Source organism: Aeromonas sp. ANP5, from assembly GCF_963870295.1.
In the GTDB taxonomy this organism is placed as follows: Bacteria; Pseudomonadota; Gammaproteobacteria; order Enterobacterales; family Aeromonadaceae; genus Aeromonas; species Aeromonas veronii.
On the sequence record NZ_CAWMRY010000043.1, the window covers coordinates 1 to 20,030 of the forward strand.

At 55.4% G+C, this 20,030-nt stretch carries 20 protein-coding genes; 2 read left to right on the forward strand and 18 right to left on the reverse strand.

Features of this window, described 5'->3' with window-relative positions:
- Nucleotides 1-414 precede the first annotated feature (414 nt).
- The 3 genes from AACT07_RS19340 to AACT07_RS19350 form a co-directional block, all read right to left on the reverse strand.
- Nucleotides 415-585: a XapX domain-containing protein gene (locus AACT07_RS19340; RefSeq protein WP_005340467.1), complete on the reverse strand. Its 171-nt coding sequence runs from the start codon at nt 583-585 to the stop codon at nt 415-417.
- 125 nt (nt 586-710) lie between these two features.
- A complete protein-coding gene (locus AACT07_RS19345; protein WP_019445565.1) occupies nt 711-1,985 on the reverse strand; it encodes a NupC/NupG family nucleoside CNT transporter in 1,275 nt (424 codons plus the stop codon).
- Nucleotides 1,986-2,207: 222 nt separating this feature from the next.
- Nucleotides 2,208-2,981, reverse strand: coding sequence for a TatD family hydrolase (locus tag AACT07_RS19350; RefSeq protein WP_069529590.1), 774 nt, complete (start codon nt 2,979-2,981; stop codon nt 2,208-2,210).
- Nucleotides 2,982-3,022: 41 nt separating this feature from the next.
- Here AACT07_RS19350 and AACT07_RS19355 point away from each other — a divergent pair, with 41 nt between their 5' ends.
- Nucleotides 3,023-3,649 (forward strand): type II secretion system protein, encoded by a 627-nt coding sequence (locus tag AACT07_RS19355; protein ID WP_069529592.1) that lies wholly within the window; start codon nt 3,023-3,025, stop codon nt 3,647-3,649.
- Between the two features lie 325 nt (nt 3,650-3,974).
- Here AACT07_RS19355 and luxS read toward each other — a convergent pair whose 3' ends face one another.
- From luxS to AACT07_RS19380, 4 genes are all read right to left on the reverse strand, one after another.
- Nucleotides 3,975-4,484, reverse strand: a complete 510-nt coding sequence (luxS, locus tag AACT07_RS19365) for an S-ribosylhomocysteine lyase (RefSeq protein WP_005340462.1) — start codon at nt 4,482-4,484, stop codon at nt 3,975-3,977.
- Nucleotides 4,485-4,502: 18 nt separating this feature from the next.
- Nucleotides 4,503-5,096, reverse strand: a complete 594-nt coding sequence (locus tag AACT07_RS19370; RefSeq protein ID WP_290438965.1) for a transglycosylase SLT domain-containing protein — start codon at nt 5,094-5,096, stop codon at nt 4,503-4,505.
- A 61-nt stretch (nt 5,097-5,157) separates the two neighbouring features.
- Nucleotides 5,158-5,496, reverse strand: a complete 339-nt coding sequence (gene glnB / locus AACT07_RS19375) for a nitrogen regulatory protein P-II (RefSeq protein ID WP_005308848.1) — start codon at nt 5,494-5,496, stop codon at nt 5,158-5,160.
- A gap of 9 nt (nt 5,497-5,505) precedes the next feature.
- Nucleotides 5,506-7,128 carry an NAD+ synthase gene (locus AACT07_RS19380; protein WP_069529596.1) on the reverse strand — a complete coding sequence of 541 codons (1,623 nt, stop codon included), beginning with the start codon at nt 7,126-7,128 and terminating at the stop codon, nt 5,506-5,508.
- 146 nt (nt 7,129-7,274) lie between these two features.
- Between AACT07_RS19380 and AACT07_RS19385 the strand changes: the two genes are divergently transcribed.
- On the forward strand, nt 7,275-7,772 hold the full coding sequence (locus tag AACT07_RS19385; RefSeq protein ID WP_041202404.1) for a GspH/FimT family pseudopilin: 498 nt from the start codon (nt 7,275-7,277) through the stop codon (nt 7,770-7,772).
- A 3-nt stretch (nt 7,773-7,775) separates the two neighbouring features.
- Here AACT07_RS19385 and tapY2 read toward each other — a convergent pair whose 3' ends face one another.
- The 11 genes from tapY2 to ribF all read right to left on the reverse strand — a co-directional run bounded on the left by tapY2 (nt 7,776) and on the right by ribF (nt 19,889).
- On the reverse strand, nt 7,776-8,051 hold the full coding sequence (gene tapY2, locus AACT07_RS19390) for a type IVa secretion system protein TapY2 (RefSeq protein ID WP_069529597.1): 276 nt from the start codon (nt 8,049-8,051) through the stop codon (nt 7,776-7,778).
- Nucleotides 8,048-11,659, reverse strand: a complete 3,612-nt coding sequence (locus AACT07_RS19395; protein ID WP_069529599.1) for a pilus assembly protein — start codon at nt 11,657-11,659, stop codon at nt 8,048-8,050. Before AACT07_RS19395 ends, tapY2 begins: the two co-directional genes overlap by 4 nt.
- An 11-nt stretch (nt 11,660-11,670) precedes the next feature.
- Entirely contained in the window at nt 11,671-12,108 is a 438-nt protein-coding gene (gene tppD / locus AACT07_RS19400) for a type IVa pilus pseudopilin TppD (RefSeq protein WP_069529601.1), read from the reverse strand.
- The gene (gene tppC / locus AACT07_RS19405) at nt 12,108-13,091 is read right to left on the reverse strand and encodes a type IVa pilus pseudopilin TppC (RefSeq protein WP_083250019.1); all 984 of its coding nucleotides are present in this window, start codon (nt 13,089-13,091) and stop codon (nt 12,108-12,110) included. The genes tppD and tppC overlap by 1 nt, the downstream gene beginning before the upstream one ends.
- Nucleotides 13,088-13,654, reverse strand: coding sequence for a type IV pilus modification protein PilV (gene pilV / locus AACT07_RS19410; RefSeq protein ID WP_083250020.1), 567 nt, complete (start codon nt 13,652-13,654; stop codon nt 13,088-13,090). Before pilV ends, tppC begins: the two co-directional genes overlap by 4 nt.
- A 3-nt stretch (nt 13,655-13,657) precedes the next feature.
- Nucleotides 13,658-14,062, reverse strand: coding sequence for a type IV pilin protein (locus AACT07_RS19415; RefSeq protein WP_069529603.1), 405 nt, complete (start codon nt 14,060-14,062; stop codon nt 13,658-13,660).
- A 110-nt stretch (nt 14,063-14,172) separates the two neighbouring features.
- Complete coding sequence (gene ispH, locus AACT07_RS19420) at nt 14,173-15,108, reverse strand: 4-hydroxy-3-methylbut-2-enyl diphosphate reductase (RefSeq protein ID WP_058057986.1); 936 nt, start codon at nt 15,106-15,108, stop codon at nt 14,173-14,175.
- Nucleotides 15,108-15,560 carry an FKBP-type peptidyl-prolyl cis-trans isomerase gene (gene fkpB / locus AACT07_RS19425; RefSeq protein ID WP_042059691.1) on the reverse strand — a complete coding sequence of 151 codons (453 nt, stop codon included), beginning with the start codon at nt 15,558-15,560 and terminating at the stop codon, nt 15,108-15,110. Before fkpB ends, ispH begins: the two co-directional genes overlap by 1 nt.
- On the reverse strand, nt 15,557-16,054 hold the full coding sequence (gene lspA, locus AACT07_RS19430; protein ID WP_005340447.1) for a signal peptidase II: 498 nt from the start codon (nt 16,052-16,054) through the stop codon (nt 15,557-15,559). The genes fkpB and lspA overlap by 4 nt, the downstream gene beginning before the upstream one ends.
- Nucleotides 16,054-18,915, reverse strand: coding sequence for an isoleucine--tRNA ligase (ileS, locus tag AACT07_RS19435; protein WP_069529605.1), 2,862 nt, complete (start codon nt 18,913-18,915; stop codon nt 16,054-16,056). Before ileS ends, lspA begins: the two co-directional genes overlap by 1 nt.
- Nucleotides 18,915-19,889 (reverse strand): bifunctional riboflavin kinase/FAD synthetase, encoded by a 975-nt coding sequence (gene ribF / locus AACT07_RS19440; RefSeq protein WP_069529606.1) that lies wholly within the window; start codon nt 19,887-19,889, stop codon nt 18,915-18,917. The genes ileS and ribF overlap by 1 nt, the downstream gene beginning before the upstream one ends.
- Between the last annotated feature and the right edge of the window lie 141 nt (nt 19,890-20,030).

Sequence of the window (20,030 nt, forward strand, 5' to 3'; positions counted from 1 at the left end):
AAAGTCTCGATTTAATCCAGATAACCGGGCACCACCATACCATCCAGCGATGGATGCACAGGCAGTAATCCCCAGCTATACGGGAATGGAATTACAGTGCGAAGGCACCGGCACTATCGGGATGCTATTCAAAACACCCTGCAGGCACTGCGACTGTAAATAAGGCAAGAGCCCTGTCACTTTCTTACAAAAGTGCGGACTTGGTTCCATGAAGACTTGAGAAAGGCCGACAACATCTGACCCGACTTCCCAATCAATTCCATTTGACCGCCAACACCCGATTTCATCGAGTATTAGTCATTGCCAGCACCCTGCTGGCAACGCCTATTTCAGCCGAGATACCCCCTGTTTGCAAGCCGGATTTGCCAATTTCAGAGGTACCTCACATCTGGCAAATCCAGGTCTAAAAAAGCCTTACGAAAAGAAACGGGTCAGGATCCAGGAGTAGGCCAATCCCCCAAGATAGACCCCGACGATCCCCATTACCCCGGACAAAACGGGAGGCGCCGGGATCGGCAATTTGAGGAAAGAAAACAACAAACCAACTATAAAGCCGGCCACCATCGCCAGTAGCACTTCATTCATATAACCTCCGATTTGACTCATTTTATTATTAGTTTAGATAGGAAAACGGTTGTCACCGCTCCATACGCGAACGCCACGGCAGATGCCGTGGCGTTCGTGTTTATACCCTGTCAGTCAGGCGGCGATTACATGCCGGACAGTGCCAGGAAGAAGCCTGCGATAGTGGCAGACATCAGGTTGGACAGAGAGCCAGCCAGTACGGCTTTCAGACCAAAGCGTGCAATAGTGCCGCGGCGGTTCGGCGCCATGGACCCCAGACCACCCAGCAGGATGGCAACAGAGGAGAGGTTGGCAAAACCACACAGCGCGAAGGAGATGATCGCCTTGGTGTGATCGGACATGGCCACACCGTTGATCAGCACTTCGTCTTTCAGGTACGGAGCGAAGTTCAGGTAAGCCACGAATTCGTTCACTACCAGCTTCTGACCGATGAAGGAACCGGCAACCACTGCTTCATTCCAGGGCACACCGATCAGGAAGGCCAGCGGGGAGAAGATCCAGCCCAGCAGCAGTTCCAGAGAGAGTTGCGGATAACCGAACCAGCCACCCACACCGGAGAAGATGCCGTTGATCATGGCAATCAGACCGATGAAGGCCAGCAGCATGGCGCCGACGTTCAGGGCCAGTTGCATACCGGCAGAAGCGCCAGCAGCAGCAGCATCAATGACGTTGGCAGGCTTGTCATCCAGCTCGGCATCGGCAGAGCTTTCGTCGTAGTTCGGGGTCTCGGTCTCGGGAACCAGCAGCTTGGCAAACAGCAGACCACCCGGTGCAGCCATGAAGGAAGCAGCAATCAGGTACTCCATCTTCACGCCCATGGAGGCGTAACCGGCCAGTACGGAACCGGCAACGGAGGCCAGACCACCACACATGACGGCGAACAGCTCGGAGTCAGTCATCTTGGAGATGTAAGGACGAACCACCAGCGGCGCTTCGGTCTGACCGACGAAGATGTTGGCAGTTGCAGACAGGGATTCGGTGCGGGAAGTACCCAGTACTTTCTGCAGACCGCCGCCCAGCAACTTGATGACCATCTGCATGATGCCCAGGTAGTAGAGCACTGCAATCAGGGAAGAGAAGAAGATGATGACCGGCAGAACACGGAAGGCAAAGACAAAGCCGCCGCCACCGAACACTTCAAACATCTTGTTGCTGACCAGACCGCCAAACAGGAAGTCGATCCCGTTCTGGCCGTAGCTGATCACGCTGGATACCGCGTCGGACACGCCGACCAGGATATCGCGACCAACCGGAACATAGAGAACAAACGCCCCCAGACCGGCTTGAATTGCGAACGCACCGACAACGGTACGGACGTTGATTGCCTTGCGATTGCTGGAGAACAGCACCGCGATAAGGACGAGCGTCGCCATCCCTACCAGACCCATGAACAAATTCATTATTATCTTCCTCTAGTAGCACCTGGCTTGTTAGCGAGTTGTTATTAAACCCAACTAATCAAGGGGAGCGCATTATACTAATTAAAGTCCGATAAAATAGAATGCTGGTCACATTTTATCGTTATCAAAATGTCCAAGTGTCACAAAATTAGACAGCAAACGATTTTTACGCTCATTTTTTTTCCTGACAACTAAATCAGGTGTTGCGAATTTGTTTCATGGCTATTGGTCGTGATGGAAAATATGCCGGGCAGTTTCAAATAACACCTTGGCAACATCTGCCGATGGTTCATCCCGCAATGTCATCAATATTTCCGCTATTTTCGGCAGCGCTTCCGGGGTATTTCGGGAGCCTTGTGCGCCTTGCAACGGCATATCTGGCGAATCGGTTTCCAGCACCAGAGCCTCGAGCGGCATAGCCCGAAATACCTCTCGCGTCTTGTTCGCCCGCTCAAAACTGATTACCCCGCCCACCCCGAGTCGAAAACCCAGTTGCCAGAAAGCCTCCGCCTGCTGCAACGAACCGCTGAAAGCATGGATCACCCCACCACGAGGCGGCTTGAAGCGGCGCAACAGCTTGGCCACAGTGTCATTGGCGCGCACCGAGTGGCTCATAAGGGGAAGCCCGACATCGGCAGCCAACCGGATCTGAGCCTCAAACAGCGCAAATTGTCCCTCCTGCGGCACGTGAGAACGGAGGTCCAGCCCACACTCGCCAATGGCCACCAGCCCGGCAGGCTGGCTCAGCACCAGCGTTCGCAGCCGCTCCATCACCCCCTCCCGCTGCTCACCGGCATACCAGGGATGAACGCCCAGACCATAAAAGAGGCCGTCATGCTGATCTGCCAGTGCCATCACACGAGTCCAGTTATCCTCTGCGATGGCAGGAATGATATACTCCGTCACCCCCAATGCCCGACAACGGGCCAGCAGTGCCTCCCTGTCCTGGTCGAACACCGGAAAGTCGAGATGGCAATGGGTATCTATCAGCTGCATATCACTCACACCTGTTTGCGGTATTTAATGGGTCATTGAACATGATGAACAACAGAAACAACGGCTTTACCCTGATTGAACTGGTGCTGGTGATCATAGTGCTGGGGATCCTGGCCGTCACCGCCCTGCCCCGCTTTATCAATATCAAGGATGATGCCCTGAAAAGCACGGTCTCGGCGACCGCTGGCAGCTTTGCCAGTGCAGTTCAGCTGGCTCATGCTGGCTGGGCGGTAGCCACACAAGGACAGGCACTCGCTCTATATAATCTGGGAAGCTTTGGCGCCAAGAATATGGACATCAATCTCTATGGCTGGCCGGTGGGCTCTGAAGAGGGCAGCGGAAAAGGCATAAACGAGACGTATGATTTGAGCAAACTGCCATCAGACTACATTTCTATTTCTGGAAATGATGACTGCAAGCTTGTCTTCAAGGAGTTACTCGAAACTGAATACACAGTTGCAGCCAGCAATGAAAACCAAGCTCTGATCGACAAAGCAGACTACATATCTACAGTCAGCAGCAATTACAAAACCGACGAGCATGGTCAAACCCATAGGAATTGCACCTATATTCTTCGCGATTCTATCGGCCGCTTCCCGGCTCACCCCAACGGCCTCGGCTTCGAGTACAACAGCGTTACCGGTGCCGTGACCCGCAATTTTGATTGAGCTCAGCCTCTTCTGCGCAAGCTCGCTCTTTGCTTGAATCATCATCATAACGAACCGGCGTGCAGCAGCGCCGGTTCTCCTGAGTGAGCCCCCACTCCTCGCACCACGCGTCGTAACGGGCCAGCCAACGCAGCAACACCCCTTTCATCGTCACACCTCCGCCAACGGATTCGGTTCAAAAACCATCCTAATCAGAGTCGGCAAGGTGAGCAAGCCATCCCCACTATTGCGGTCGGGCGAGATAAAAAAGAGCCGGTCAGCATGGCTGACCGGCTCTTTTCACATTCCCTGAAGAGGTTATCCGATGAGCGACAGCTCATCCGCCTCACAGACTCTTCAGCTTCTCTTCCGGCAGGGCCAGCTCGTCGTTGTGGTTGACGCCGATACCGCGCTCCAGCACATGACGGGCGATGGCGTGCGCCTCTTCCAGCGAGTGCATGCTGTAGGTGCCGCACTGATACTCGTTCAGCTCGGGGATCTTGGCCTGATCCTGCACGGTCAGCACGTCGCTCATGGCCGCCTGCCAGGCTGCGCCAACACGGGCTTCGTCCGGCGCGCCGATCAGGCTCATGTAGAAGCCGGTACGACAACCCATGGGGGAGATATCGATGATCTCCACGCCATTGCCGTTCAGGTGATCACGCATAAAACCGGCGAACAGGTGCTCCAGCGTATGGATACCGCGCTCGGAGAGGATCTCCTGATTCGGTACGCAGAAACGCAGGTCGAACACGGTAATGGTGTCCTTGTTCGGGGTCTGCATGGTCTTGGCCACACGCACCGCTGGCGCTTCCATACGGGTGTGGTCAACGGTAAAACTGTCCAATAACGGCATTTCTGACTCCTGATTTGGTTACCAGAACCAGCCCCCGCGGGAGAGCTGATCCTTGCATTGACGGTACTGGGCGCCGTAGCGCTGGGCGCGAGCTTCCACCTTGCGAGAGGTCTTCATCAACCACCCCTTGCTGCGATAGCTGCCACGCCGGTAGCCACCCCACCCTTCGTGATAGTTGAGGTACTGGCCATAGGCATCCCACTTGGAGGTGCCATTGAGCCGCTGGGCTTTGTTAGTGTACCAACCCATAAAATCGATGGCGTCGGCAAAATCATCGCGGTCACTCCAGCTGTTGCCGGTTTCTCGCTGGTAATCCGCCCAGGTTTCATCTTTGACCTGAGCATAACCATAAGCCGAACTGGCCCGCCCGGTCGGGATGAAGAGGAAATACTGCATCGGCGGCTGGGCATCATGTACGTAAGAGGACTCCTGATACATCATGGCCATCACCACATGGATCGGCGTCCCCCACTTCTCGTTCATCTTGAGCGCGGCCTTGTGCCAGTCAGGCTTCTCGCGAAAGATCTGGCACAGATTCTCCGGCTGGGCTGGCGGCCGGGTACTGCAGGCGGTCAGACCGGCCAGCAGGCCGGCCACCGCAACGAGACGCATCCAGGACATCAGCGGGATCGAGTCTCCATTCGTTGGCTCATCACGAGGCACGGCAATCTCATCAGATCGCGTCTTCATTCTCTTCGCCGGTACGGATACGAATGACACGCTCCACCTCGCAGACGAAGATCTTGCCATCACCAATCTTGCCGGTGCGAGCGGTGTTCTGGATCGCTTCCAGACAGGCATCGAGATCCTCGTCCTGCACCACCAGCTCCACCTTCACTTTCGGCAGGAAGTCGACCATATATTCGGCGCCGCGATAGAGCTCGGTATGGCCCTTCTGGCGGCCGAAGCCTTTTACTTCGGATACGGTCATGCCGTTGATGCCGATCTCGGCCAGGGCCTCGCGCACATCGTCCAGCTTGAACGGTTTGATGATGGCTTCAATCTTCTTCATGGTGACTCCTTACCAGTTCTGTTTGCCGAACCCGGATGTAATGGGGTAACGGCGATCCTTACCAAAGTTGCGAGCCGTGATGCGGGGCCCGACCGCCGCCTGACGGCGCTTGTATTCGTTGAGATCCACCAACCGGATCACCTTACGCACCACCGCTTCCTCGAACCCTTCTGCCACCATGTCGGCCACGGACGCATCCTCTTCCACGTAACGCTTGAGGATGGCATCCAAGATGTCGTATGGCGGCAGGCTGTCCTGATCCACCTGATCCGGCGCCAGCTCCGCTGAAGGAGGACGGTCGATAACCCGCTGCGGGATCACATAGTCAACCGAGTTGCGATATTCGCACAACTTGAATACCAGCGTCTTGGGCACATCTTTCAGCACGTCGAAGCCACCGGCCATGTCACCGTACAGCGTGGCATAGCCGACCGCCATCTCGCTCTTGTTACCGGTGGTCAGCACGATGCGACGACGCTTGTTAGAGAGCGCCATCAGCAGCACGCCGCGGCAGCGGGCCTGCAGGTTCTCTTCGGTGGTATCGCGGGCGGTGCCTTCAAACAGCGGCGCCAGCTGGGTCATAAACCCTTCGAACATAGGCTCGATGGAGATGATGTTGAACTCAACCCCCATCCGCTCGGCCTGCTCCTTGGCATCTTCCACACTCATCTGGGCGGTGTAGCGGAACGGCATCATCACCGCCTGCACCTTGTCGGCACCGATGGCATCGGCCGCAATGGCCAGCGTCAGCGCCGAGTCGATACCACCGGATAGACCCAGCACAGCGCCGTGGAAGCCGTTCTTGGTAACGTAGTCGCGCACTGCCAGCACCAGCGCCTGATAGGTCTCGGCCAAGGGTTCCAGCGGCGCAGCGGGCTCCCGCTCCTTCACCGGCTGGCCATCAGCAAAACGTACCAGCGCCAGCTCTTCGGCAAACGGGGCCAGCTTGTGAGTCAACTCGCCCTGGCTGCTGAACACCTTGGAGCAGCCGTCGAAAATCAGCTCGTCCTGACCGCAGACCTGATTGAGGTAGACCAGCGGCAGACCGGTTTGATCGCAGCGCTCGGCCATCAGTTCGCGGCGGATCCAGGGTTTCTCCTGATCGTATGGCGACGCATTGATGGTGAGCAGCAGTTCGGCCCCCGCAGCCTTGGCGGCCAGCGCCGGGCCCGGCTGCCACAGATCTTCACAGATGAGCAGCCCCAGCTGGTGACCCCGGAATGGCACCACGCAGGTCTCGCTTGCAGCGGTAAAGTAGCGCTTCTCATCAAACACGCCGTAGTTGGGCAAATCCTGCTTGAAGTAACGGGCAATCAGCTTGCCCTGCTCATAGAGTGACGCCGCGTTGTAGAGCGCCTCCCCATCGCGCCAAGGGTGACCCACCAAAATGGCGCAGGCCCCCTGCCATGCGGCAATGCGAGACAGCGCGGCCTCAACCCGGATCATCAGATCGGCACGCAACAACAGATCTTCCGGTGGATAACCGGTCAGGGCCAGCTCGGAGCAGACCAGCAGATCGGCACCTTGCTGCTCGGCCTGAGCCGCCGCAGCGAGCACTTTGTCAGTGTTATCTTCGATGGCGCCTACCGTCAGATTCAACTGGGCAAGCATCAGAGAGAGGGCTTTTGCCATGGCGATGCATCTTGAATTCGAAAATGATGGGGAATGATAAAGAAAAGGGGGGCAATCTGCCAGTTCAAGACAGGCGTAACCGTGTGACAGCAACCAGTGAGAAGGATAAGCTGTAGATAGTCACGGAACGACAGGCCTTCGCAGATATGAAAAACGCCGGATTTACCCTGATGGAGTTGATGATAGCCATTGCGCTGGGCGTCATTCTGTTGGGGATTGGTATTCCTTCTTTGGGCTCTCTGCTTAAAGACAGCACGGCTAACTATGAAAGCGAGCGGTTGATTAAGCTCCTGCGCTTTGCCCGCACCCAAGCTATCAGTGACCAGCAAACTGTCACCGCATGCCTAATAAACAACGATAACGAGTGTGTTGAACAGGATCCGGTTCAATTATTGGTTTTCATCGATGATGACGGTAATGCCGAGCTGGACGAAGGGGAAGTAGAACTCGCGCGCACACCAGCTTTTACTCCTGATGCCACCATCAGTTCAACCAGACCCCGAGTCTTGTTTGCCGCTGATGGAACCAGCCTAGGTACCAATATGACCGTAAGAGTCTGCATCAGCGAAGAACCCAGAGTTGATGTTGTAATCGCAGCATCAGGTCGCAGCAGTAAATCCGAAACCACCAGCATTTGCCCTTGACCACTATCTTGGCTGCAGTTTCTCTTGCCGTTGCGCAGCCTCAAGATTGAATGGCTGTTCGGTTGGCTGACACTCGATAACTCTCTTCACCATCAGGAGTTGCCCATTCAGTTCAAACCCTTTCTTTTGAAAGACGATTTCAGCACTCTGGCTATCCTTTATCGTTCCCTGAATAACGACATAGGTATCATTTGCCAACTCGACATAGCATTTTCTATCCACGACAGCATAGACATTGACTGCATTTAACAACGCCATCAGCCAGAGGATCATTTTCATTGTGACTCATCCTCATACAGGTATATTTTCTTGGGCGTCATATCCATTTCAGCCTCCTCTGCCCCTTCCGAACACTCCCCCTCGCCGGTACAGCGCTCAGGAACCCCTTCTCCTTCGTCTTTGAGAATCACCTCTTCACCCGGGGCACCACCAATAATCCGGATCTTTGAATCATCACCAGCATGGATCACCAGATCATCGGCCACCTTGTTATTGACTTCCACATAGCGTTCCGGGATTTCATTACCATCCTGATCCACCACATATTTGAAAGAGGTACCGTAATGCATGTCGACCATATACTGCCGCATGGCGCCTATCGACTGGATCGTACACTCCTCGAATGACTGAACCTGCGGCAAAAAAGAGGTGAAATAGAGCTTGCCTTGCAGCACAACCCCAGACCCCATCGACTTCTCTCCTGACTCGGCTAGCCAATATTTCCAACCCAATTTACTGGTAATGGCAGCTCTCAAACTAAGCAGGTCATTGGTGTCCGTGACACCAGCCAGAGGATCAACCGATACGTCATACAAGTCCGTCATCGTGATAGGGGCCGGAGCAGCAGTGTTATAACTCTTGGTAACTACCCCGTAGTCACGCAACATAAAATAGGCGTTTTGCACAGTAGACTCGGACGATGGACGGTTTCGATCACCAGAACCAATCAGCACTGCATCGAATGGCCTATCTTTGAACGAGAAATAATCTTCGCCACTAATTACCGTCTTGGTCACTTGCTTGTTTATAGTACGTACCAATACAGGCTGAGTGAAAAAGCGGCGGTCATTAGCCTGTACATCATCAGACCCAAGACTGGCAAACTTGAAAATACTCCAGGAGCTAGTACTGGTTGAAGGCATATCCAGGCGCCAGATATTGCCGCCTGTATCACCAGCATAAATTCGGTCAGTTTTCCCATCACCATCACTGTCTAGAGTGGAAACTGACCCCGGCATGCTATCAACCATCGCAGTCACCTGCTTGTTGGTACTGGAGCCAGCTCCAGGTGTTGCGCTGAACACAAGAGCACCACTATCGGCATCGACCATGTAGACGCCCATACCCTTGCTGTCAGAGCTACCTATCCCGACTTTACTCTTATTGGCATCGTAACCACCGGAAAAAACCATCACCAATCGCTTGTTGCTCGGAGGAGCATCCCAAGGAATATAAGCCACCTCCGGTACTGACCAGGTTTCCCCCAGTAATGAGAAGCCCGCAGTCTGACTATTGATCGTCCATTTCAAGCTGGGGGCATCTGGATTGGTAATATCGAGTGCATAGTAGCTACTACCCCCCCCTCGCAAACCGAAAAGCAGCCAGACAAAGTCTCCCTCTGATGCCTTGATAACACCATTCCTATTGGCATCCTTGATCAACGCAACCGGTGAAGCATCAACACCGTAGATATGATCGCCAGACTCGGCATTGAGACGTAGAGCTTCTTGCCTGGGCAACAGTTCATAGGGGATCATGGCCCAGCTTTCATCAACCGTACTACCGAGATCTTTGAACATATGCAGGAAACCAGCATTGGTTCCCATCAGGATCCGCAAGTCAGGAGTACAGGTACTCTGGCCTGAAGCAATGGAGCAACCATAATTGACCACCAATGGACGAGAGTGCAGGGGATCTCCCACTATGTATGGCCGAATGGTGGTACTGGCATCATAATCTTCATCGTCCACATCGACACCTTTTGTCCAGTCGATCTGTCCGTCAAGCTCGGTGGCACTGGCTAACCGCATGTAGCTGGCCAAATTGTCGGCAGAGCCTGCGATCGACACCAAATTGGCTTTGTTAAAAGCGTCCAATCGCTTGGGCGATGCAACCGTATTGATCACATAAAGATTGCGATTGGTCTTCTCTGCCAGCATGGACTGCACGCCGCCCTTGGCAACCAGATTCCCATCCCGTTCCGATGACCAATAGGTCTGAGCCTGATCCAGAATGGAACCATCTACCTTGATGGCGGGCAAACCGTTAACATCTGCCACATACCCATCACCAGACAAAACTAGCTTCTTCAGGTTACCCTTCCAGCGCGGCCCTGTATCAGGCTCGAACATGGCGTAATAGATATTATTGAGGCTGCGAGTCCGGTCAAAGTTGTTAGTGGTGATAGCTGGCGACACCAGAGAGGTGTTTATCCGCAAAATGGCTAACAGGGAAGATCGCAACGCCTGAGTGAGCGCTTCAGCACTGACCGCAGGGTAATATTGACCACCTCCACGTCTCGCCGTTTCTGCCAGCAGATTGCCCGCCCCAGAGATCGCGTCATCACCAAATCCCACGGTAAACGTGGTAACAGTCTGCTTGCCGGGCGATGAAGTATTTACATCCTTGTTCTTCATGTAGCCAGCCATCGCTGCCAGATAGCTCTTGGAAGTGCCGGAACCATATCCCACTGTTGAGCCGTAGGCAGCCCGTTCATCTGGGCTTAGCGAATCCGTCAACGCTTTTACTGCACTATCAGCAGCCGTATCGCTGGTCGGAGCACCATCAGTGACATAGATGACATAACCATTATTTGAACATTTGTCATAAGGCGAGGTGTAAGTACCTTCCGGATCTTCAGCAAGCTTGTCCCGCGTATCACCTTGCTTGCCATAGAGCACGGATTGCCCTCCGTAGAAACGGTAGGCTTCATAGAGGGTTTCACATAATGGCGTATTGGTCGTAGCCGACAGGTCTTCCACAGTATTGAGCAAGTCCTGTTCGGCAGTAATGGTGCCGACAATATCGTCGTTACTGAGGATGCGACGCACCACTCTGCCACCATTGGTACTGGTACTATTGTTGGTATTGAAGATGGCCAAGCCGAAATCAACCCCGGGAGTGGAGGAGATCACCGACTTGACCGCATCCTTGGCGATACGCAAGCGTGATTCAACGGCATAACCCGTCGGCCCGTAATACCAGCGGATATAGTTGGCAGTGTAGAGAGTTACACTGGTATTGCTACCCGATGTGGCATTATTCGGATTAGCTGTGTAATACCACTCGCCGCGAGTGTTGCTGGTTTTGTCGACCGGATAACCATCGCCGACAGCCCCCACCACCAGCGTTCCGTTGAAAGGATTGGCAGGATTGCGGTTCTGAATATCCTGCTTGCAGTCGACAATGGTGATGTCATCTTCGTACTTGCCAGAGATGGTCTCCCAATCCCCCTGACGAGGTAATCCATTGCGATAACTTGAATAGACATACGTCCAGACTTGGGACTGAAAATAACCGACCGTGCTTAGGGGAGTCTTTGATGAGGCGCAAGCATTGATGCTGTCGCGAAAACGCCGAGAACTATTGATGGCGGGCACAGAACCATCGGTCGAATAATAGATATAATTAAGCGAGTTACTGGTATCAGGATCCCGGTTCAGCGCTGGGTAGACAGTGGCAGGATTATACTTTTCCCGCTCCAGCTCCATGGTTTCGGCCATACTGCCAGAGTTGTCGAAAATGATCAGCACCTTGGGCCGATAATCTCCCGCTTTCGAGAAGTCATAGATGAACAGTTCGGTATCATCCGAGTAAGCATCGCTGGCGACAGCTGGCACACTAAGTGCACACAGGGCCATCAGCCACAGTTTTCCATGATGTAACATCGCTGTCGCTCCTATTCAGCCGTCTTTAACAATGGCTGTTCGACTCCAACCGTCCACGTCATAGGACGCCCCTGTTTTCCGTACGTTTGGCTTGCCTCTAGCTCTACATAACGGCAGGCTGGTATGACGTTCTTGCTGGTCGCGTCAAATCGGCGCTTGCACACTGTTTCACTTCTATATTGCATGGTGGCGTTACCCATAGAGCCACTCACTGTTGACGTTGCCGTCGAAACAGAAGGCATCTGAGCAATCTGGGTAGCAAGCCCTGCTTGCTGCATGGCGCCACCTATGATGCCCTCTACTCTGTGTTCGGCTTGCTGTAACGCTGCGGCCGCTCCACTAGCACGTAAATCCATGCCCCCAGATTGCATCAACACCACGGCAATCAAAGTCAAAGGGGCCAGAATCACCAGCGCCACGATCAATGCCACGCCACGTGAATGCTTCACTACCCACCTCCCGCCATCACCATGGGATTACGCAGTACCACAGTACTTTCCAGCAACAAGCGTCGAAACCCATCCCCATTGCCAGCCACGCTGATATCTCCCAGTTGATAGACATTGTTGTTGGTATAGCGACTGGATGCCTGCAGCGAGCGCACAAGCAAAAAAACACGGACTGCGATGACCCGCCCCTCCCCCCACTCTTGCGAGGAGACTGCATCTATGGAGGAGAACTTGTCTACACGCCCATCTGGCACATTGCTTGTATCGACCCCAAACAACAGCACCATGCGTTCAATACCATCAACCAAAGCCCCAGATATCAACCAAGAACCGCCATCAGCAGTGAGGATACGCTTGCGCAGTTCAAAACCCCCACGACCATTAGGCGAGAGGTAATAGACATGATGCTGGTACTCCCAAATCTGACGCATCGGCATGGCCGCATCGGAAGGCACAGTCTCATTACCTCTGAATAAATGAGCCTGCTGAGTATTGGTGGCCATATAGAAACGATTGGCATCTAGTCCTCCTGTCACCGGATTGCCAATCAGGCGCTTGATACTGATAACATCCGAGCCGGCAACGCGAGTAGAAGATGAGATACAGGCAAAACCACTCATGGTGCCTGCAGCACTGATATGAGTAACCCACAACGGGCGTACTGGAAAAAGGTTGGAGGGTAGACTCCCTTCATTTCTCTCATCCAGACAGTCATTTGTCACGGTAGCATCAGCAGACAAAGTGAGCTCATCACCCGCAATCAGAGCCCCCCCCGTGAAATCCCCCCAAAACCCGGCCCAGCGTAAATCCTGAGTGATGAGACGCATGGCAATTCGACCATTTTCGAGCAGCTCACTCTGATCGAAGGACTCATTGGTGGTAGCACGTGAGGCCACAAAAATACTCATCACCCCACCGAGCAGAAAAACACCAATCACCATTGCGATGAGCCATTCAACCAGCGTAAACCCATGATGTTTCATAGCGTCGTCATCAGAACAAACTGACGCCTCGTTAAATCAACACCTGCAATTCCACATGCCGTCGTAATCGCTGATGCAACGCCGTTTGCCCCATCATGAGATGATTCACGTCCAGCCCAAAAAATTGAGACCGTCAATGCATTGCTGGCTCCCTTGATAATGCAGCCGGTGGGATTTTGTAATGTTGCTCCGGCCCCCGAAGCAGCACTTCCCATTAATGACTGTCGCCAATAATAGAGATCGAGATCCCGTAACTGAGCATCGCTACAGCTGCTCATAGTGCCATTTTCATTAGCGCAGGATGGCAATGATGAAGTGCCTGCGCTGACAATCCAGGTATTGTTAGCTTGCGACTCCCAGGCTCCACGGTTGACTCTGAGCCTCTCAACCATATCGTTAGCCAACCAGCTGGCTATTGTGCGCTGTCGGGCTTCATATCCGGAAAACTTAGACTGAGCCTGCATAGCAACCAGTCCCAGCAAGCCAAATGACAACACTACTGCCGCTATCATCACTTCCAGCAGGCTGAATCCTCTCTGATGTGGTGAAACATGAATGACCATGGGCTATTCCCAACAGCTATTGCTAGCTGCACCAGAGGCACTTTTGACACCCAACTGATTAATGGAAAACACCGTGCAATCGGCATCGTTGGCTTGGGCTGTCGTTGCGCCAGCACTGGCTGACAAGGTGTAGGTGTTGCCTGATACGGCAATGGATAATTGATACAGGCCATTCTCAGATGCACTACTGATACCAAGAGCAGCAGCAGAGGATGCATACTGATTGAAATCCATAAAATAGGTTTCTTGCCGATTGGCCGCATTCAACAGCATGCTCTTGGCTTCGACACGATGACTGGTCAGCACATATTGCTGATAGGCGGGATAAGCGATGGTGCCAAGAATCGCCACAATGGCGATGACAATCATCAACTCAATAAGAGAAAAGCCACGAAAGTATCCAATCATATCCCATCCTTGGTGACAGACTGCTTCATAAGTTTAACGCCGAGCCTGTCTCTTGAACAAACCCGGCGCCATTATCAACACACTTTATTCTTAAGCCTTCCTGGCTGCACTCAAATTATTCTAAGTTCGGGAGGAACCTCAAAGACTACGTTCTCTTCACGGCCAGGATGCTCGGCAACCACCTTGCCACCCAGCTCCCGCAGGCGAGCAATCACGTTTTGCACCAGCACCTCGGGGGCGGATGCGCCAGCAGTGACGCCGATCGCCTTCACGCCTTCCAGCCAGCTCGCCTCGATCATCGACGCATCGTCGATAAGATAGGCCCTGGCGCCCACCTTCTCGGCCAGCTCCCGCAGCCGGTTGGAGTTGGAGGAGTTGCGAGACCCCACCACCAGCATGGCGTCCACCAGCCCCGCCATCTCCCGCACCGCATCCTGACGGTTCTGGGTGGCGTAGCAGATATCGTCCTTGCGCGGCCCCTGGATCTTGGGGAAGTGCTTGCGCAGCGCATCGATGACGTCAGAGGTCTCATCCACGCTCAGAGTGGTCTGGGTGACGAAGCAGAGGTCATCCGGATTCTTCACCTTGAGCTTGGCCACATCTTCCGGCGTCTCCACCAGATACATGCCACCCTCACGGTTCTCGTACTGACCCATGGTGCCGATCACCTCGGGGTGGCCGGCATGACCGATAAGCACGGCTTCGGAGCCCTTGCGGCTGGCGCGATGCACCTCCATATGAACCTTGGTTACCAGCGGACAGGTGGCATCGAATACCTTGAGGGCGCGGGATTTGGCCATCTCGCGCACTGTCTTGGCCACGCCGTGAGCAGAGAAGATGACGATGCTGTCGTCCGGCACCTCGTCCAGCTCCTCGACGAAGACTGCTCCCGCCTCTTTCAGCTTGTTCACCACATAACGGTTATGCACCACTTCGTGACGGACATAGATGGGGGCCCCGAACTTCTCCAGCGCGCTCTCGACAATACTGATGGCACGATCGACACCGGCGCAGAAACCACGAGGGTTCGCGAGCAGAATATCCATTAGTGCACCTTCTCCTCATCATCAACGCCCAGGATCTCCACCTCGAAGGTGACGGTATGACCGGCCAGCGGGTGGTTGAAATCGACCGTGACCGACATCCCGGCTACCGCCCGGATAATGCCCGGCAGCTCGCTGCCATTGGGCTGATCGAACAGGATGATGGTGCCGACTTTTGGCTCCACATCGGCGCCAAATTTGGCACGGTCGAGATGGTAGATGTTGTCGGGATTGGAGAGACCAAAGGCCTCTTCCGGCGCCAGCGTGAAACTCTTGCTCTCCCCTTCGCACAGCCCCAGCAGACACTGCTCGAAGGTGGGGGTCAGGCTGCCATCGCCCATCCGCAGGCGGGCAGGTTTGCCGTGCAGCGCCGTGCTGTCGGCAACCGAGCCATCTTCCAGCTTGATGGAGAAGTGGAACAGCACGCTGCTGTTAGCGGTGATCTGCTGGCTCATGCCTGCTCCTTTTTCTCACCACGGAAACCGTCCAGCACAATCATGGCGGCCCCGATAAAGATAAAGCTGTCGGCCAGATTGAATGCCGGCCAATGCGCACGCTGCCAGTAGAAGTCGAGGAAATCGACCACATGGCCCAACACCAGTCGATCAAAGACGTTGCCGAGGGCGCCGCCGATAATGAGTGAATAGGCGATACCGCTCCAACGCTGGGTCACCGACTGCTTGCGCAGCCAGTGGATCAGCAATCCACAGATGGCAAAAGCCAGCACCGCGAAGAACCAGCGCTGCCAGCCCCCCTGATCAGCCAGGAAGCTGAATGCGGCGCCCTTGTTGTAGACGTGAACCAGATTGAAGAAGGGGGTGATCTCCACCCCCGGGTAACCAAATGGCAGCAACTTGACCACGGCGAGCTTGCTCGCCTGGTCCAGTACAAAGGCCAGCACTGCCAGCCACAGCCAACGCAGGCCGCTTTTATGTTGAGTCATGTTCATCAGGCAAATTGACGAGTTTCGCCGTCACCCTCAACGTTGGTCACACAGCGACCACAGATCTCTTCGTGACCCGCGATAGTGCCCACATCTTCTACATGGTGCCAGCAGCGGTCGCACTTGGCGGCGGCAGACTGGGTCACGCTCAGCCACAGGTCATCACGCTCGGTCGCCACAGAGCCTTCCGGCGCAGTGTCAGCCTCCACAACCTTGGCTTTGGAGGTGAGCAGCACGAAGCGCAGCTCATCGGCCAAGGCATTCAGGCGTGCAGCCAGCTCCGGCTTGGCGAACAGGGTCAGCTCGGCCTGCAGGGAGCCGCCGATACGCTTCTCGCCACGGGCCACTTCCAGCGCCTTGTTCACTTCACCGCGCACGGTGAGGATCTCGGCCCAGAAATCGTCGTTGAGGGTTTCACCCGCTTCCAGCCCGAACAGGCCGTCGTACCACTCTTCGGTGAATACGAACTCGCCACGCTCACCCGGCAGCAGGGCCCAGATTTCATCAGCGGTGAAGCTCATGATCGGCGCCATCCAGCGCACCATGGCCTCGGCGATGTGATAGAGGGCGGTCTGGCAAGAACGACGGGCCAGGCTGTCAGCCTTGGCGGTGTACTGGCGATCCTTGATGACATCCAGATAGAAGGAGCCCATCTCGATGGAGCAGAACTGCATCAGCTTCTGGGTCACGCCGTGGAAGTTGTACTCGTCAAATGCTGCCATGATCTCGGCCTGTACCGCCTTGGCACGACCGACAGCCCAACGATCCACCACTACCATGTCGGCAGGCGCCACCATGTCGGTCGCCGGATTGAAGCCGTTCAGGTTGGCCAGCAGGAAGCGGGCAGTATTGCGAATACGACGATAAGCATCGGCAGAACGCTTGAGGATCTCGTCAGAGACAGTCATCTCGCCGGTGTAGTCAGTGCTCGCTACCCACAGACGCAGGATGTCTGCACCCAGCTTGTTCATCACGTCCTGCGGGCTCACCACGTTGCCGATGGACTTGGACATCTTGCGACCCTGACCATCCACGGTGAAGCCGTGAGTCAGCACCTGGTTGTAGGGAGCCTTGTCTTTCATGGCCACACCGATCATCAGGGAGGACATAAACCAGCCACGGTGCTGGTCAGAACCTTCCAGATACATGTCGGCTGGCTTGCCGTTGAACTCGGGACGGGCATCAACCACGGAAGCGTGGGTAGAACCGGAGTCAAACCAGACGTCCAGAGTGTCAGGCACCTTGTCGTACATGTCGGCGTCGCTACCCAGCAGCTCGGCCTTGTCCAGATCCCACCATGCCTGAATGCCGGACTGCTCGACACGCTTGGCTACTTCGTGCATCAGGCGCACGGATTCCGGGTGCAGTTCCTGGGTCTCTTTATGGACGAACAGGGAGATGGGCACACCCCAGGTGCGCTGACGGGAGATACACCAGTCAGGACGGTTCTCGACCATCGCCTGAATGCGGTTTTTACCCCAAGCCGGTACCCAGCCGCTCTGGCCTTGCTGGGCAATGCCGTCCTTCTCGATGCGCTCGATCTCTTCCAGCGCGCGCTTGCGCAGCCCCTTCTGCTCCATGCTGATGAACCACTGCGGGGTGGCACGGAAGATGATCGGGGTCTTGTGACGCCAGCAGTGTGGATAGGAGTGGTTGAACACCTTGTGGTGCAGCAGGGCGCCGCGCTCGGTCAGCACTTCGATCACGGAGGCATTGGCCTTGAACACATGCTGACCGGCAAACAGTTCGGTATCCGGCAGGTAAACACCGTTGCTGCCAACCGGGTTGGCCACTTCCAGACCGTACTTCTGACCGACCACGAAGTCTTCCTGACCGTGGCCAGGTGCGGTGTGAACGGCACCGGTACCTGCATCCAGGGTAACGTGATCACCCAGTACCACAGGCACATCGAAGCTGTAGAAGGGATGGTTGAAGCGCAGCAGCTCGAGCGCGACGCCCTTGGCGTAACCCAGATTGTGGAACTTCTCGATACCGGCGCGATCCATGACGTCCTTGACCAGCTCGGCGGCCAGGATCAGACGCTCGGGGTTCTCCCCTTCAACCTGCACCAGCGCATAGTCGAGGTCGGCGTGCATGGCGATGGCGCGGTTGGCTGGCAGGGTCCACGGAGTGGTGGTCCAGATCACCGCAGAGATCGGGCCCTTGCCGGAGTGGCCTTCGGCGCAGTCAAACTTGGCGGCAACGGATGCCTCATCGACAGCTTTGAAGCGCACATCGATGGAGGGGGAGTTCTTGTCGTAGTACTCCACTTCGGCTTCAGCCAGCGCGGAGCCGCAATCGGTACACCAGTGCACCGGCTTGGAGCCTTTGTGCAAGTGGCCGTTTTCAACGATCTTGGCCATGGAGCGGATGATGTTGGCTTCGGTGCCAAAATCCATGGTCAGGTAGGGGTGTTCCCAGTCACCCAGCACACCCAGACGGATGAAGTCGGTCTTCTGCGCTTCGATCTGGGTCTTGGCGTATTTGCGGCATTCGGCGCGGAATTCGGCAGCAGAAACCTTCTCGCCCGGCTTGCCGACCATGCCTTCCACTTTCAGTTCGATAGGCAGACCGTGGCAATCCCAACCCGGCACATAGGGGGAATCGAAACCGGAGAGGCCCTTGGACTTGATGATGATGTCTTTGAGGATCTTGTTGACCGAGTGACCGATGTGAATGTTGCCGTTCGCATAAGGGGGGCCATCATGCAGAATGAAAGAAGGCTTGCCCGCTTTGGCGCGGCGAATAGCGCCGTAGAGATCCTGATCGTACCAACGCTTCAGCATGTTGGGTTCGCGCTTGGCCAGATCGCCACGCATCGGAAACTCGGTTTCCGGAAGATTCAGGGTGTGTTTATAGTCGCTCATCAGTCCTGGGTTCCCTTCTTTTCTAAAAGAGTGCTGGGTAAATTGAATTGTGGCAGCCCGAACCAGGCTCGGGCCGCCAGGGCATCTCGTTCGATCTGCTCTTTCAAGGCAGTGAAAGAGGCAAACTTCTGCTCTTCGCGCAGCTTGTGGCGAAGCAGCACCTTGACCTGCTGACCATATAGATCACCAGAAAAATCAAATAGATGTACTTCCAATCTGGCTTGTGTACCGCTCAAGGTCGGCCGTACACCCACATTGGCTACACCGGGGAAGGTCTTGCCGGAACATATCACTTCCACCGCAAACACGCCACCGACCGGGATCACCTGACGCTTGAGGGCCAGATTGGCGGTGGGAAAACCTATGGTGCGCCCCAGCTTGTCGCCGTGGGCCACCCGGCCGCTGATGGTGTAGGGGCGGCCAAGCATCAGCTCCACCTCCGCCATGCGGCCCGCCTTGAGCGCCTCGCGTACCAGCGTGCTGCTGACCCGCTGACGGGATAGCTGGAAGCTCTGGGTGCTGATCACCTCGAAGCCGAAGCGATGACCTGCCTCCTCCAGCAGGTGGAAGTCCCCTTCCCGCCCCTTGCCGAAGCGAAAATCGTCGCCAACCACCAGATAGCGCACTCCGAGCTTCTCCACCAGCAACTGCTCGATGAAGGTCGAGGCCGCCTGCTCGGCAAAGCGGTGGCTGAAGCGCACACAGAGCATGCGGTCGATATGCAGCCCCTGCAGCGCTTCATACTTCTCCCGCAACCGACTCAGCCGGGCGGGCGCAGCTGTGCCGGCAAACAGCTCCAGCGGCTGCGGCTCAAACAGCATGACGCAGGCGGGCAATCCCAGCTGGGCCGCTTTCTCCTTGAGACGTGCCAATACCGCATGGTGACCCTGATGAACCCCATCAAAGTTGCCAATGGTTAATACACATCCCCGGTGACGGGGCTTGAGATTGTGAATGCCGCGAATAAGCTCCATCAGTGCCTTGTGCGTTGCTGCCATGGAAATCGGCGGATTATATATCAGGCAGCAGGCAGGGTCAGCCCTCATAGCCTGATTTCAACTATCCGGGCCCAATCACGCCCCCTGCTGCGCCATGAGGCACTACCCCCATGGCGC